The sequence below is a fragment of the Salegentibacter haimaensis genome (assembly GCF_054121495.1).
In genome coordinates, this window is record NZ_JBSYGH010000015.1 from 18,484 (window position 1) to 34,745 (window position 16,262).

A 16,262-nucleotide genomic window follows, 5' to 3' on the forward strand; every position below is an offset into this window, starting at 1 on the left:
TAATTAAAACAAAATTGATATGAAAAGTATAGCAGTTATAGGATACGGAGTTATAGGAAAAAGGGTGGCAGATGCCGTCAATTTGCAAGATGATATGAAGCTTTCGGGCGTTTGTGATGTCATCAGTGATTGGCGCATTCAAAATGCCGTAAGAAAGGAGTATGATATATATGCAGCTACTCAAGAAGCTGAAGGTAAAATGAAGTCCGAAGGAATTTCAGTAAAAGGAAACTTACAAGAACTTTTAAATAAATCAGACCTTGTTGTTGATTGTACACCCAAAAAGATTGCCGCTCAAAATGTAGCTATCTACAAGGAGCAAAACATCAAATTTATTCTACACGGTGGCGAAAAACACGAAACTACAGGGCATTCCTTTAGTGCAGAAAATAATTACAAATCAGCACTAAACTTGAATGCGACAAGAGTAGTTTCCTGCAACACCACCTCTATTTTAAGAACCTTAACAGCATTAAAAAAAGCTGATCTATTGGATTATGCCAGAGGGACACTCTTGAGAAGAGCTACAGATCCTTGGGAAAGTCATTTAGGCGGGATTATGAACACAATGGTTCCCGAAAAGGATATTCCGAGCCATCAAGGACCAGACGCCAAAAGTGTAGATCCTGATTTGGATGTTATTACTACCGCAATAAAGGTACCCGAAACCTTAAGCCATATGCATTATTGGAATGTGAAATTAAAGAAAAAAGCGAATAAAGAAGAAGTGCTAAAAGCCTTCAAGACGTCGAGCCGTATTAAATTAATTCAATATGACCAGGGTCTGGTTTCCAACAATACCATAAAAGAAATGTTCTTGGATATGGGAAGGCCTTGGGGCGATATGTACGAAGTAGCCCTATGGGAAGATATGCTAAAAGTACATGGCGATGAACTTTTCTATGCTTATGTAGTCGATAATCAAGCTATTGTAATTCCGGAAACAATTGATGCTATTAGGGCATTAACCGGAATTGAAACAGATGGGGCTAAATCCATCGCCAAAACAAATGAAAGTTTAGGAATCCATTAAACACTATCCAGATGAAAATAAGCAAAAACATAATAGGACTTTTAGGAGAAAAGGCAGACTTCTATTTGGAACACGTTTGTGAAAAAATAACAAAGGATGAACTGCAAACCCCCAGTAAAGCAAACATAGATAAGGTATTTGTTCAAAGTAACAGAAATCCACAGGTACTGCGAAGTCTTTCGCAATTGTATAACCACGGAAACCTTGGCGGTACAGGCTATTTGAGCATTCTTCCTGTGGACCAGGGTATTGAGCACAGTGCTGCTTTTTCATTCTATAAAAACCCGGATTATTTTGACCCGGAGAATATTATAAAATTGGCAATAGAAGCAGGATGTAATGGAGTGGCTTCCACCTTTGGGGTTTTAGGATTAAACGCACGAAAATATGCCCATAAAATTCCGTTTATCGTGAAGATTAACCACAATGAACTGCTTACCTACCCAAACAAATATGACCAAACACTATTCGGAAAAGTAAAATCAGCTTGGAATATGGGAGCCGTTGCTGTGGGTGCCACCATTTATTTTGGTTCAGCGGAAAGTAACAGACAACTCAAAGAAATAGCAGAGGCTTTTGAAGAAGCTCACAATCTGGGTATGGCTACCATTTTATGGTGCTATACCCGCAATGAAAATTTTAAAACCGAAAAAGAAGATTACCACGCAGCTGCCGATGTTACTGGGCAGGCCAATCATTTGGGCGTAACTATTCAAGCGGATATCATTAAACAAAAATTACCAACCAATAATTTCGGGTTTAAAGAAATAGGATTTGGAAAATATGATGATGAAATGTATAAAACGTTGACGACAGACCATCCCATAGACCTTTGTCGATTACAAGTTGCCAATTGTTATATGGGAAAAATAGGACTTATAAATTCAGGTGGTGGTTCCAAAGGCAAATCAGATTTGTCCGAAGCTGTAACAACTGCCGTCATCAATAAAAGGGCTGGTGGCTCTGGATTGATTATGGGTCGAAAAGCATTTCAAAAGCCTTTTATTAGAGGGATTGAGTTACTGCACTCCGTCCAACAGGTATATCTGGAAGATAGTATAACCATAGCTTAATTATAACGAAAACAATTTAAAAACAATAAATCATGAAAAACATACTCGTACCAACAGACTTTTCAAAAAATTGCAATAAAGCAGAAGAACTCGGAATTGAAATGGCAAAGCTTTACAATTCCGAAATCCATTTTTTCCATTTGATGAAAACCCCCGTAGAATGGGTAAAGTTGGATAAACAAAAAGAAAAACAGTACCCAGAAACAGTAAAGCGAATAGGCATCGCAAAAGCCTACCTGAGAGAACTGGAGAAAAAAGCAGAACGACAAGGCCTTGAGTGCAGGACTTTTCTTGAATTTGATGGTGGTCAGGCAAATATCCTTAAACATTCGGGTCATTTTCATCACGATTTTATAGTTACGGGAAGTAGTGGCACCCGAGGCGGTATACGTGAGTTAATGGGAAGCAACGTAGAAAAAATTGTTAGGAAAGCTGATGTACCAGTTGTTGTAGTCAAGGATGAAGAAGTATCCTTTCCTTTTAAGGATATCGTTTTTGTTTCAGATTTTCTTCAAGATGTAAGCGATGCATTTAAGCAGGTTATTTCGATTGCTGAAAAATGCGGCGCACATATCCATTTATTGAGGGTCAATACTCAGACCGATTTTAACAGTATAGAACAAGGGTTGGATCCCATCAAGGAGTTCCTGAAAAAATTCCCCGATTTGGATAACTTCTCAATGAATGTATATAACGAACAAGACGTAGAAACAGGGATAAACAATTTTTTACGATATAAAAATGCCGATTTAATCGCAATGTGTACTCACGGACGTACAGGCTTTTTAACTTTATTCTCTAAAAGCATCGCAGAGGGTGTAACCAATCACTCCGAATTACCAGTAATGACTATTAAAATGTAACAATGAATAAATCAGTCTTAATAAAAAAGTACTCTGGTGAGTACGAAGCCTTTGATGTAAACAAACTCATCAACTCCCTGCGGCGTTCACGGGCAGATGAGGATATTATTCAGGATGTAGCCCGGAAAGTACAAGAGCAGATTGAAGAAGGAATGACAACCAAAAAAATCTACCAGTTGGCTTTCAAGATGCTAAAACGAAAATCTAGGGTAAGTGCCTCAAAGTACAAGCTCAAAAAAGCTTTAATGGAACTAGGTCCAACCGGTTTTCCATTTGAAAAGTTAGTAGGCAAACTATTGGCACACGAAGGATTTTCAACACAGGTTGGTGTCATAGTTCAAGGCAATTGCGTTCAGCACGAAGTGGATGTGATAGCGCAAAAAGGAAATAAACATTATATGATTGAATGTAAATACCATAGTGACCAAGGCAGGTTTTGCAATGTAAAAATCCCATTATATATCCATTCACGGTTTTTGGACGTGGAAAAGCAATGGAAACACCAAAAAGGTCACGAGGCTAAACTTCATAAAGGCGGGGTTTACACCAATACGCGTTTCACAACCGATGCCATTCAGTACGGGAAATGTGTTGGAATGCTTATGACCAGTTGGGATTATCCAAGAGGAAATGGTCTCAAGGACAGAATAGATAAATCGGGGCTACATCCCTTAACCGCTTTAACAACACTTACCAAAGCTGAAAAAACAAAATTATTGGATCAAGGCATCATACTCTGCAAGGAGCTACACGAAAATCCAGACTTTTTGGAACAAATGGGTATCAGTAAGCTAAGGCAAAATAAGATACTCGAAGATTCAAGAGAATTATGTAGATCCCATTAATTCAAATAATGAATAATCACTAATTTTTAAAAATAATACAAATGAAAACTGAAGAATTGCAAAAACAGGGCAACATAGATTTAGAACCATTTTACTAGGCATTGGAAGATGACTCAAAACTACTTGAAGAAGCCCTTGAGATATTATTGGAAATGGTTCACTTTGAACCTAAATCAGTAAAGAAATTGGCTCTTTTTATTAAAGAGGATTCTCGTAATCTATATAAAGAAATAGTGGAATTGAGCAAATCAAAACAAGATAAAGGAAATACACCTTCCTGCTGCGGTGGGCACAAATTTGGGGAGCAGCTCTTGTAGTAAATTATGTACAACAACCTAAATAGATACCAATGAAAAAAAATAAAATAAACATCCATTTCTTAGGAGCGGCAGGCACAGTAACCGGCTCAAAATATTTAGTGGATACAGGAGATAAAAAGATACTCATAGACTGCGGACTTTTTCAAGGGCTAAAGGAATTACGCCTTAAAAACTGGGAGTACCCACCTGTTAATGTTGCTGATATTGATGCTGTTTTGCTCACCCACGGCCATATGGACCACACAGGTTATCTGCCGAGATTGGTAAAGCAAGGCTTTAATGGTCCCATCTATGGTACCAACCCCACTTTGGATATTGCAAAAATCATTTTGAATGATAGTGCAAAAATTCAGGAACAAGAAGCAGAACGTGCCAATAAAGAAGGCTATTCCAAACATAATCCTGCTGAACCATTGTACGACCTAAAGGATGTAGAAAAAACTATCCCTCATTTTAAAGGAATTCCGCAATCACAATGGATTCCATTGTTTGATGGCATAAGGGCTCGATTTCAATATAATGGACACATTCTGGGAGCAACTTACATTGAGTTGGATGTACACAGGAAACGTTTTGTGTTTTCTGGCGATATAGGCAGAACAAACGATTTATTACTGTTTCCACCCTTAAAGCCAAAAAAGGCAGATGTATTATTTATTGAATCCACCTACGGAGGAAGGTTTCATCCTGATGAAGTAGAAGCACTTCCACAGATAGAAAAATTGGTCAATGACACCATCAACAGAGGTGGCAGCCTATTTGTTCCAAGTTTTTCAGTAGAACGTGCCCAATTGATGATGCTGATTTTTTGGAAATTATTGAAAGAGAATAAAATACCAAAAATACAAATGATAATGGACAGCCCAATGGGCGCTAGTGTATTGGAATTGTTTCATCGCACAAGGGACTGGCACAGATTGGAAGACAACGAATGTGACGAAATGTGCTCGCACTTTACGGTCGTAAGCAGTTATCGGGAAACAATGGAATTACGAACAGATAACAAACCAAAAATTGTGATTGCAGGAAGCGGAATGCTTACTGGCGGAAGAATGCTCAACTATCTCGAAACCCAAGCACAAAATTCAAACAACACTTTGCTCTTTGTGGGTTATCAGGCCGAAGGTACTCGGGGAAGAAAATTATTGGAAGGTGATAAGGAATTGAAAGTGTACGGAAAATGGGTGCCGTTTCATATGGAAGTTGCAGAAATTGAAGGGCTTTCAGCACACGCAGACCACGCAGAACTTATGGACTGGATGGATAAGATAAAAAACAAACCCGAACGTATTTTCATTGTACACGGTGAAAAAGAAAGTGCGGAAGCATTGCAGAAAGGAATTAAAGAAACTTATCAATGGGATTCGGAAATCCCACAGCTATATAGTATAGAAAATGTATAATTTGTTAATCATATAAAAATGCAAACCAAAAAAGCAAGCACGAACTGGCAAGTGATTACCGGCGGACCTAGTACTGGAAAAACCACTGTAATTAATATGCTGGCTGAGAGAGGTTATAAAACAACCATTGAGCATGCAAGGCACTATATAGACACCATGCGTACTGAAGGTCAAACGGTTGAAGAATTAAGAAGTAATCGTAAGAAATTTCAAATAGGGGTCTTGGATATGCAAATAGAACAAGAAGCTTCCATATTGCCCCAAGACTTGGTTTTCTTAGATAGGGCCATTCCAGATGCTATGGCATACTATCAATTTTTAAAGCTTGATTATGATGAGAAGCTGCTCACCGCAGTTAAAAACACTTCCTATAAAAAAATATTCATTTTAGACCGATTACCATTCACCAAAGATTATGCCCGTACTGAGGATGAAGAGGCTCAAAAGAAAATACACCAATTAATAATAGATGTTTACACTTCCTTGGGATTTCCAATTGTTTCTGTTCCAGTTTTGCCACCAACTGAACGGGTAGAATTTATTTTAAAAAACATAGAATAGCATACACGATCAAGTATCTAAATGTAATTTATAAAGAAAATGTTTAGAAAATTCAATAGAAAATATCCTACAACATATAGCACAGCTATGATGTTCACGGCAGCATTGTTCTATTTTATTTTGGGCTGTACAGGTATAAATGCTCAAAACGAAATGCTTATTGGGCAGATTTCAGGCAGAGTTGTTATTCGGGAAAACTTTGATGAAAATGGTTCTTTTTTAAATAAACAAACTTTCAAAGCCAGTGAAACAATAAAGAAAAATGGATACTATGAAATTGAGGTAGTTACGGAATTGTTTGATAAAGACAAAAAATTGACCGATAAATACACCACAACCTATCGTTGCAAGCCTGATGAAGCAAGTGTAGTGGTAATGGCTTTCCCGTTTTCCAATCCAAAATCAAAGAAAACAGAAATCAACACCACTTCAAAGAAATTTAAAGAACTATACAATTTGGATAATCTGAAAAATATTGAATTGGAAATGAGTTTTGACTCGGGCTTGTTGAATTTTTTCGGTTCAAAAAGCATCATAAAAATTTACGATCGAAAATTAGAAGCTGGCAAAAACACTATTAAATCAAAAATAAATATTAAGGCCTATGCCTTGGGAATTCGCATTAAGCAACTCAACTATACCGTCAGCGAAAAATTAAACGGTAACGGCTTGTTGACCTTTCAGAAGTTTACAGAGGAAGACAACAGTTATTTTACAATGACTTATAAATAAAACGTAAATGAACAATTACGACACCCTTTCAGAAGCTATCAGTGCTCTTCAACAAAGAGGATATACCTATGATTTTAACCTAAAACCAGAATGTTTGGAGTGTGCCTCACTAAAAATTGAAATACACCCAGAAGATTTTAATGTTGACGAGATGCATCGTTTTGAGGGTATGAGCAGTACCGACGATAATAGTGTGCTTTATGCTATTTCATCAAAAAATGGGATTAAAGGACTTTTGGTAGATGCCTATGGCGTCTATGCCGAAAACATTTCGGAAGCTATGAGAAAAAAATTACGATAACACTTAAACAAGACAATAATGGAAAATCACGAACACCACAATCACGATGAAATGGACCATTCTAAAATGGACCATTCGAAGATGAAACACAAAAAAGAAGACCATTCTAAAATGAACCACAAAGGTGGGGACCATTCGGGTCACAATCCGGGTCACGGTCAAATGGGCCACGACCATCATAAAATGATGATTGCCGATTTTAGAAAACGGTTTTGGGTAACCCTTGTACTTACTATTCCCATACTGTTCTTCTCGCCGATGATTCAGGACTTTTTTGGATATGAGTTTTTGCTTCCCGGAAATCCATATATCCTTTTTGCACTTTCCACAATCGTATATTTCTATGGTGGTTGGCCATTTTTAAAAGGATTCTGGTCTGAAATCAAAAAAGGTGCGCCAGGAATGATGACCTTGATTTCTATGGCAATTTCTGTAGCTTATTTTTATAGCACCGCGACCGTATTTGGCTTAAGAGGCGAAGACTTTTTCTGGGAGCTATCAACACTTATAGCCATAATGTTGCTTGGTCATTGGATAGAAATGAAAAGTGTGTTAGGTGCGTCAAAAGCTTTACAGTTACTGGTAAGTATGATGCCTGCGGAAGCGCACAGGGTAAAAGGCGACATCATAGAAGACATCCCTCTTGAAGATTTACTAAAGGATGATGTGATTTTGGTTAAACCAGGCGAAAAAGTTCCTGCTGATGGGATTATAGTAGACGGTTCAAGTTACCTGAACGAATCTATGCTTACAGGCGAATCCAAACCTGTAAAAAAAGATGAAAACGATAAGGTTATTGGTGGTTCGGTAAATGGTAACAGTACCTTAAAAGTAAAGGTTGAGCATACTGGAAAAGATAGCTATCTCAACAAGGTCATCAAAATGGTCGAAGAAGCGCAAAAAACCAAATCCAAGATGCAAAATCTTTCAGACAGGGCTGCAAAATGGTTAACCTATATCGCTTTGGCTATTGGTTTTGGAACATTAGCGGTATGGCTGATTTTAGGCTTTCCATTTGTCTATGCTTTAGAAAGAATGGTTACCGTTATGGTCATTGCTTGTCCACACGCATTGGGTCTTGCCATTCCCCTTGTGGTTGCGATTTCTACGGCAGTATCTGCTCAAAATGGATTGCTTATCCGAAATAGAACTGCTTTTGAAGAGTCAAGAAAAATTTCAGCTTTGCTTTTTGATAAAACAGGAACACTAACCAAAGGTGATTTTGGTGTCACTCGAATCGAATCTGTTAAAGAAGCTTATTCAACAGAGGAAATTTTAAGACTTTCAAGTGCATTGGAACAAAGCTCAGAACACCCCATTGCAGTTGGTATTATTAAAAGAGTTAAAGAAGATAACATTACTATTCCAAAACCTGAAAACTTTAATGCAATTACAGGAAAAGGTGTAGAGGCAAATGTAGATGGTAAACAAGTGAAGGTGGTCAGCCCTGGTTATTTAAGGGATGAAAAAATCACTATTCCTGAAGATGCTTATAGTGACGCTGCTGAAACTGTTGTATTTGTATTAATAGATGGCCAGCTAGCAGGATACATTGCTCTTGCTGATGAAATAAGACCTGAATCTGCGGAAGCTATAAAAATATTCAAAAAAAACAATATTAAAGTCTTGATGGCAACTGGCGATAATGAAAAAACCGCTAAGGCTGTGAGTGAAAAACTTGGATTGGATGGTTACTACGCCGAAGTATTGCCACATCAAAAAGTTGAAATTGTAGAAGAGTTACAGAACAAAGGCGAATTTGTAGCGATGACGGGTGATGGTGTAAATGATGCGCCCGCACTTGCCAAAGCTGATGTGGGAATTGCAGTTGGTTCAGGTACGGACGTTGCCGCCGAAACAGCAGATATCATTCTGGTCAACAGTAACCCACAGGATATTGCCAACTTAATTCTCTTTGGAAAAGCCACCTACAATAAAATGATTCAGAATTTGATTTGGGCTACAGGATATAATGTAGTGGCTATTCCTTTAGCAGCCGGTGTATTATATTCTTCAGGCTTTGTTTTAGGACCAGCTGTAGGAGCGGTATTTATGAGTTTAAGTACGATTATAGTGGCCATTAATGCGCAACTATTAAAGCGAAAAATCGGTAAAAAATAAATGAACCAAAAAGAAAAACTCAACAGGATATTTTTAATTCTGTTGAGTTTATTTGTAGTGATGTTGGGCTATGGTATATTATTGCCAACCCTTCCCTACTATACCGAAAGATTAGCTTTAGGAGATAACCTAGATACTGATTCGATTAACTTTCATATTGGTTTTTTGACCAGTATTTATCCGCTCTTCCAGCTTCTTTTCGTTGTACTCTGGGGCAGGCTATCCGATAAATACGGCCGTAAACCCATTATCATTGTTGGGCTAATCGGCTTTGTAATTATGCAATTACTTACCGGTCTTGCTACATCATTGACGATGCTATATGTTGCTCGCATCTTTGGTGGTATTTTCACGTCATCAGTTATTCCAGTTAGCAACGCATATTTGAGCGACATTACTTCTGAAAAACGAAGAACAAAAATAATGGGTTGGTCGGGTGTTGCCATTAGCTCTGGTGTTATTTTTGGCCCTGTCATTGGTGGCTTTCTGTCTCAAACTGACCTTCATTTAAAATAGGAAGAGCAGAATTAAATCAAAAGGAACAAAAAGTCGTTGTTCAGGAACAAGTAAGCTTTGAAAACCTTAAATCCTTGCCTGCCTATAGAAGCGTAAAAAGTCTTGCTATTGAAGATGAAAAAAAGACCCTTCTGATTTTTTCATCTAAACAAAATGAAGAATTTAATTACACCCAAGATAATTTTTACAACCAGGAGGAATTTTATGAACAGATATTTTCGGTTCCGATGAGGAATGAGCTGCTTTAGTGGATCAAAGCCTGCAGAACAATCTTCAATGTAATATTGAAGCAGCCCTCTTTTTGGTTTTATGCAGTAAACTTTAAGGGTAGATTTTGAGGAGAATGTTTATGAGCTTAAGAGCTTTTTCAAGTAAACAAAAGAACAACTGTTGTTTAACGAACTTATGATATCTTACCAACTGTAGAAAAGAGAATTTAGAGATGAACAATTATTTTTATTTTTTTGTCATTTTGAGTCTTAAAAGTACTTGAAAATGAATAGCTGGAGTTGGTCCATCGTTTTTTTAGTTGCAGCCTGGGCTATTTGGTGGGGAATAGAATATCTTGTGAGGAAGGGATTTAAGCCCTGGCAAATTGCAGCACTTGGAGCAGGGTTTGTTCTGTTGATTATTTTGGTTTGTTCCTTGCCTAAAAGCTAGGTCTGTTTTTTCTGTATCAGTGGGCGGGGTGAAATCTGCAGATTTCTGCAATAGCGGGAGTAAGCCCAATCTAACTCCCGGTATCTTTCCTCCAATATCGTTTTTTGAATTGAATAGGAAAAGGTACTGTTTCTATTGGAAGGACTTAATTTTTCTCCAGGTTCGAAACCGTCCATGCCAGTAGGGGAGATGAGACAAATCTCATGGACGTCATTTTACGTTTAAAGGAACGCCAAAGAATTTTATCAATTGTTGTTTTGATGTCTATCAATAGCCCTTTTTGTGGTCAACTCCGGAAACAAAAAAAAATTGATTAAACTGGTTATAACTACCTCTTAATATAAAGACCAAATTCCTGTTGATACACCACTTTTTTGTCCTAAAGAAATCATAAAACCCTAATACCTAAGGTATTTACCCAATTTTTAATATAAATCACCCTTTTGATATTGTAACTTCGAAATAAGTTTAACCTAAAAAACAATAATATGAGAAATCAAGAATTAATTAGTGCGTTGTATAATTGTGCCGCACATTGCTACCATTGTGCAGATGCCTGTTTAGATGAAGAGGATATTAAAATGATGGTAAGATGTATTCGTTTAGACAAGATTTGTGCTACGACTTGTACTGCTACAGCCGAAGCCTTAGCAGTGGATTCGCAAGACGTATCAGGTTTAGTAAGGTATTGTCAGGAAATATGTCAGAAATGTGCTGATGAATGTGAAAAGCATAAATCAGATCATTGTAAGCAATGTGCTGAAGCTTGTAGAAGGTGTGCCGAGGCTTGTTCACAGTACGCTGCTTGATTGAAGCAATGCTCAAGAATGAAAAAGCTCGGGATTCCGGGCTTTTTGTAGTTAATACTATTAGAGTAATAAAAATTTCCTGAAAAATTATATGGCTGAATATAAAAAGAACAGCCTTTCCCTTACCGGAGCGGTGGCAATGGGAACAGGTGTAATGATTGGTGCCGGGATTTTTGCGCTCCTTGGGCAGGTGGCTGAACTCTCCGGGGAGTATTTCGCATATGCTTTTATATTGGGAGGAATTATTTCCGGCTTTAGTGCCTACTCTTACATTAAAATGTCTAATGCTTATCCTTCAGCAGGAGGGATAGCTATGTATTTACAAAAGGCTTATGGCAAAGGGACTATCACAGCTGCCGCATCTTTGCTCATGGCCTTTTCAATGGTTATTAATGAAAGTCTTGTCGCAAGGACATTTGGAAGTTATACCCTGCAGCTATTCGATATTGGGGAAAATAGTTTCTGGGTTCCTGCCTTAGGTGTAGGATTGCTTATAACTGCCTTTGTTGTTAATATTCTTGGAAATAAGGCAATAGGAAAAATTTCCCTTTATATGGCCGCATTAAAAATAGGAGGTTTAATAATTTTTGCAGCAGGAGCTCTTTGGGCCTCCGGTGTGGATTTAGGTGCGGCTGTTCCTTCTGAAGATCCCAAGAACCGCATAGTTGATTATGTTGCTGCACTCGCCCTATCTATTTTGGCATATAAAGGATTTACTACTATAACCAATAGCGGGAGTGAAATTAAAAAACCTCACAAAAACGTAAGTAGGGCCATAGTAATTTCTCTGGCAATATGTGTGGTGATATATTTCTTTGTGGCTCTCGCTGTAGGATCCAATCTATCAATTTCCCAAATAATAGAAGCCAAGGATTACTCTCTTGCGGAAGCTGCACGGCCGCTATTTGGGGATTTTGGGTTAATATTTACAGGTGGTATTGCTATTATAGCAACAGTTTCCGGAGTGATTGCAAGTGTTTTTGCAGTTTCACGAATGACAGGGATGCTGACGGATATGCATTTAATACCCCACAGCCATCTGGGCATGTCTGGCACAATTCAAAGACACATGTTGGTATACATAGTGGTAATAGCAATTACCTTAACCATATTTTTTGATCTAAGCCGGATTGCTTCTTTGGGTGCTATTTTTTATTTAGTAATGGATATAATCGTTCATGTGGGGGTTTTTAGGTACTTGAGAAAGGAAGTAGAAGCAAAAGCATCTATTTTAATTACAGCGATCATTCTTGATCTTGTTGTGCTTATAGCCTTCTTAATCGTAAAGGCTCAAACTGATGTCTTTATTATTTATGTTGCGGTTCCTTCTATTATTCTAATTTTTATTGCTGAATTTTTCTTTCTGAAAAAAAGGTTAAATGAAGAGGAGAGTGTGGCTCATTCTCATGATGATAAAGCTTAGAAAAGCTTATTTAAACAGTCCCACATTTTATAGGATTTAAATATAAATTTTTAATTTTTTAAGGAAAATGAAAATGATACAAACATATAAAATAACCGGAATGACTTGTAATGGCTGCCGAAGTCATGTGGAAAAAAATTTAAATGAAGTTGAAGGAGTCACAAAGGCCTCGGTAGATCTGGAAAAAGCTGAAGCTACTATAGAAATGGAACACCATATTGGTATAGATAAATTTCAGGAAGCTTTAAAAGGGTCAAAATATAGTATTGCACCGGCGCAAGAGGAACATGGTGGGGAGGTGATGAAACATTCTTATACAATATCTGGAATGACCTGCAATGGTTGTCGAAGTACGGTGGAGAAAGCTTTGCAAGGAGTTGAAGGAGTCTCTAATGTTGAAGTAAATCTTCAGGATAAAACGGCAGTTATTAAAATGAAGCAGCATGTGCCCGTGGCAAAACTACAACAGGCACTAGAAGAAACGAAAGGAAGCTATTCTATTGCTCTACCTAATAAGGAAGGAGGTGGTTCACACACAAATATAACGCGTACCTATGCTGTTCACGGGATGACTTGCAATGGTTGTCGTAGCCATGTCGAAAAAACCTTAAATGAAGTAGATGGAGTCACAAAGGCCTCGGTAAATCTTGACAAAGCTGAAGCTACTGTAGAGATGGAAAGCCATATAGAAATTGCTAAATTTCAGGAGGCTTTAAAAGATTCGAATTACAGAATTTCTCAACCTTCGGAAAGATATAGCAGTGAAAAAAAGATGAAGCACACTTATGCCGTTCATGGAATGACCTGCAGCGGTTGCAGAAGTCATGTGGAAAAAGCTTTGAGCGAAGTAGATGGGGTTACTAATGCAGCGGTAAACCTGGAAAAGGAAGAGGCGGTGATAGAGATGGACAAACATATTCCACTTAAAACTTTTCAGAAAAAACTGGAGGATGATGGTGGAACTTATTCCATCACTATGCCGGGAGAGAAACCTAAAAAACCGTCTAAAAAAAGTACAGAAAAAACGACGGGAGGATCTGGAACCTTTTATTGTCCTATGCACTGTGAGGGAGAAAAAACCTACAACAAACCCGGGGATTGCCCGGTGTGCGGGATGGATCTTGTTGAAGCACCGTCCTCTCAAAAGTTGCCTCAGCGATTTACCTGCCCCATGCATCCTGAAATAGTAGAGGATGAAATGGGTTCGTGCCCAATCTGCGGAATGGACCTTGTGCCTATGGAAGGAGGTGTGGATGAAGAAGATAAGACCTATAAGAAACTGCTGCAGAAGTTCTGGATTGCTACTGCCTTCACCATTCCTATTTTAATAATAGCGATGTCTGAAGAAATGTTTTCAGATAATCCACTGTTGGAGGTAATGGATTGGGAGTACTGGAACTGGGTTCAGTTAGGGCTATCTGTTCCAGTTGTTTTTTATGCCACCTGGATGTTTTTCGAACGTGCTTATAGATCTATAAAGACGTGGAACTTAAATATGTTTACACTAATAGGGATAGGTGCAGGGGTAGCCTGGCTTTTTAGTTTGGCAGCTATGGTGTTTCCGAATGCTCTTCCTGCTCAATTTAAAACAGAACAGGGTACCGTTTTTGTCTATTATGAAGTGGCGACCATCATCCTCACCCTCGTTCTGCTGGGGCAATTGCTGGAAGCACGAGCTCATGGAAAGACAAATTCAGCTATTAAAGAACTTTTAAAGCTCGCACCGAACAAAGCCACCCGGATAGTCGATGGAAAAGAGCAGGTGGTGATGATAGACGATATCAATAAAGGAGATTTGCTGCGGGTAAAACCGGGAGAGAAAATTCCTGTAGACGGACGTATAAAGGAAGGGGAAAGCAATATTGACGAATCCATGATAACAGGGGAACCTATTCCCGTGGATAAGGCGGTAGGCGATAAAGTAAGCTCAGGAACTATAAATGGAAACAAAACCTTCATTATGGTGGCTGAAAAGGTTGGCTCAGAAACCCTTCTCTCCCAAATTATTGAAATGGTAAATGCGGCGAGTAGATCCCGGGCACCAATACAAAAGCTTGCTGATAGAATTTCAGGTTATTTTGTTCCCGTGGTAGTTGCAGTGTCTGTCCTGACCTTTATCATTTGGGCCATATTTGGACCGGAACCAGCCTACGTATATGCTTTGGTAAATGCCATCGCAGTATTGATCATTGCTTGTCCCTGTGCACTAGGATTGGCTACTCCCATGTCTATCATGGTAGGAGTGGGAAAAGGTGCACAATCAGGGGTTCTTATAAAAAATGCCGAATCACTCGAAAGGTTTAATAAGGTTGATGTGGTAATAATTGACAAGACAGGAACTGTCACTGAAGGAAAGCCTTCTGTAGAAAAGGTAGTTCCTGCATCATCCAAATTTTCTGAAAAAGAGGTCCTTCAGAAGATAGCCTCGGTTAATAGCAGTAGTGAACATCCCTTGGCAGAGGCTACTATACGCTACGCTGAAGAAAAGGAAATAGAAGTAAAGTTAGTCTCCAATTTTCATGCGGTTACAGGAAAAGGTGTTACTGCTGAACTGAACGGTAAGAAAATATCTTTAGGAAATGATAGACTAATGGAGCAGGAAAATGCTCAAATTTCTGAAAAACTTCGTGAACAAGTAAAAGCAGAACAACAATTAGGAAAAACTGTTTCTTATATAGCTGAAGGAAACGAGATTATCGGGTTTGTGGTTATATCAGATAGAATTAAATCTTCCAGTAAAGAAGCCATTCAAGAACTTCATAATTTGGGGATGGAAGTCTTCATGTTAACAGGAGACAATGGAGATACTGCCAAAGCTGTTAGTGAAACTTTAAACCTGGATGGCTTTAGAGCACAAATGCTGCCAAAAGATAAATTAAAGGAAGTAGAGCGTTTGCAGTTGGAAGGTAAGAAAGTCGCCATGGCAGGGGACGGAATAAATGATGCTCCTGCTTTAGCTCAGGCTGATATTGGAATAGCAATGGGTACCGGGACAGATGTTGCTATTGAGAGTGCGGGAATTACTCTGGTAAAAGGGGATCTAAAAGGAATTGCCAAGGCTAAGATTTTGAGCCAAAAGGTTATGAAGAACATTAAGCAGAACCTTTTTTTCGCTTTAATATATAATACTCTGGGGATTCCAATTGCAGCAGGACTGTTATACCCTTTTTTCGGAATACTGCTTTCACCTATGATTGCGGCGTTGGCTATGAGCCTGAGTTCTGTTTCAGTTATAGTAAACGCCCTACGTCTGAGAGATGTAAAGCTTTAATCTAATCCAATGGTCAATTAAGGCTGGCAACCGGTAAAGCTGGAGTACCAAAATTATATTTTAAATATTAAAAGATTTTCCATAATAGTAGAAGCAAAGCATCGTAAGAAGATGAATTGTAGAATTCAGGTAATGGAAGGAGTTTAAATAATTGTAAAGAATAACTGCTATTCAAATTCAAAAAATTTAATGTCAAGAAAATTTTCTCCTTTACATAATGCATCGAAGAATCTCAGTAAGAGCTATGAAATCAAAAAGAGAGAGAACAACAAATAGGCGAATATGGTTTTTAATTCTCATTTCTTTGGTAATTGTGGAATTGGGGTGGTGG

Annotated in this window: 14 protein-coding genes and 1 pseudogene; all 15 read left to right on the forward strand. The window is 38.2% G+C overall.

The features are described from left to right. Positions 1–19: 19 nt before the first annotated feature. The 15 genes and pseudogenes from ACW6QP_RS13210 (at position 20) to ACW6QP_RS13280 (ending at position 15,931) form a co-directional block, all read left to right on the forward strand. A complete protein-coding gene (locus tag ACW6QP_RS13210) occupies positions 20–1,033 on the forward strand; it encodes a type II glyceraldehyde-3-phosphate dehydrogenase (protein ID WP_457911342.1) in 1,014 nt (337 codons plus the stop codon). Between the two features lie 11 nt (positions 1,034–1,044). Beyond that, complete coding sequence (locus ACW6QP_RS13215) at positions 1,045–2,106, forward strand: class I fructose-bisphosphate aldolase (RefSeq protein WP_457911343.1); 1,062 nt, start codon at positions 1,045–1,047, stop codon at positions 2,104–2,106. Between the two features lie 32 nt (positions 2,107–2,138). Beyond that, positions 2,139–2,969, forward strand: a complete 831-nt coding sequence (locus tag ACW6QP_RS13220; protein ID WP_457911344.1) for a universal stress protein — start codon at positions 2,139–2,141, stop codon at positions 2,967–2,969. A 2-nt stretch (positions 2,970–2,971) separates the two neighbouring features. Continuing rightward, positions 2,972–3,814 carry an ATP cone domain-containing protein gene (locus ACW6QP_RS13225; protein WP_013072812.1) on the forward strand — a complete coding sequence of 281 codons (843 nt, stop codon included), beginning with the start codon at positions 2,972–2,974 and terminating at the stop codon, positions 3,812–3,814. A 101-nt stretch (positions 3,815–3,915) separates the two neighbouring features. Then, positions 3,916–4,131, forward strand: coding sequence for a hypothetical protein (locus tag ACW6QP_RS13230; RefSeq protein WP_223825836.1), 216 nt, complete (start codon positions 3,916–3,918; stop codon positions 4,129–4,131). A 32-nt stretch (positions 4,132–4,163) separates the two neighbouring features. Next, entirely contained in the window at positions 4,164–5,537 is a 1,374-nt protein-coding gene (locus ACW6QP_RS13235) for an MBL fold metallo-hydrolase RNA specificity domain-containing protein (RefSeq protein WP_457911345.1), read from the forward strand. Between the two features lie 18 nt (positions 5,538–5,555). Then, complete coding sequence (locus ACW6QP_RS13240) at positions 5,556–6,098, forward strand: AAA family ATPase (protein WP_127844260.1); 543 nt, start codon at positions 5,556–5,558, stop codon at positions 6,096–6,098. 153 nt (positions 6,099–6,251) lie between these two features. Beyond that, a complete protein-coding gene (locus ACW6QP_RS13245; protein WP_457911381.1) occupies positions 6,252–6,830 on the forward strand; it encodes a hypothetical protein in 579 nt (192 codons plus the stop codon). Between the two features lie 7 nt (positions 6,831–6,837). Beyond that, complete coding sequence (locus ACW6QP_RS13250) at positions 6,838–7,131, forward strand: phosphoribosylpyrophosphate synthetase (RefSeq protein WP_457911346.1); 294 nt, start codon at positions 6,838–6,840, stop codon at positions 7,129–7,131. An 18-nt stretch (positions 7,132–7,149) separates the two neighbouring features. Further along, the gene (locus ACW6QP_RS13255; protein WP_457911347.1) at positions 7,150–9,252 is read left to right on the forward strand and encodes a copper-translocating P-type ATPase; all 2,103 of its coding nucleotides are present in this window, start codon (positions 7,150–7,152) and stop codon (positions 9,250–9,252) included. Then, the gene (locus ACW6QP_RS13260; protein WP_457911348.1) at positions 9,253–9,768 is read left to right on the forward strand and encodes an MFS transporter; all 516 of its coding nucleotides are present in this window, start codon (positions 9,253–9,255) and stop codon (positions 9,766–9,768) included. A gap of 1,244 nt (positions 9,769–11,012) precedes the next feature. After that, the gene (locus tag ACW6QP_RS13265; protein WP_457911382.1) at positions 11,013–11,237 is read left to right on the forward strand and encodes a four-helix bundle copper-binding protein; all 225 of its coding nucleotides are present in this window, start codon (positions 11,013–11,015) and stop codon (positions 11,235–11,237) included. Positions 11,238–11,328: 91 nt separating this feature from the next. After that, positions 11,329–12,660, forward strand: a complete 1,332-nt coding sequence (locus ACW6QP_RS13270) for an APC family permease (RefSeq protein ID WP_457911349.1) — start codon at positions 11,329–11,331, stop codon at positions 12,658–12,660. A gap of 73 nt (positions 12,661–12,733) precedes the next feature. Beyond that, a pseudogene (locus tag ACW6QP_RS13275) lies at positions 12,734–12,913 on the forward strand (heavy-metal-associated domain-containing protein); the annotation flags it as partial. A 45-nt stretch (positions 12,914–12,958) separates the two neighbouring features. Beyond that, positions 12,959–15,931: a heavy metal translocating P-type ATPase gene (locus ACW6QP_RS13280; RefSeq protein ID WP_457911383.1), complete on the forward strand. Its 2,973-nt coding sequence runs from the start codon at positions 12,959–12,961 to the stop codon at positions 15,929–15,931. Positions 15,932–16,262: the final 331 nt, after the last annotated feature.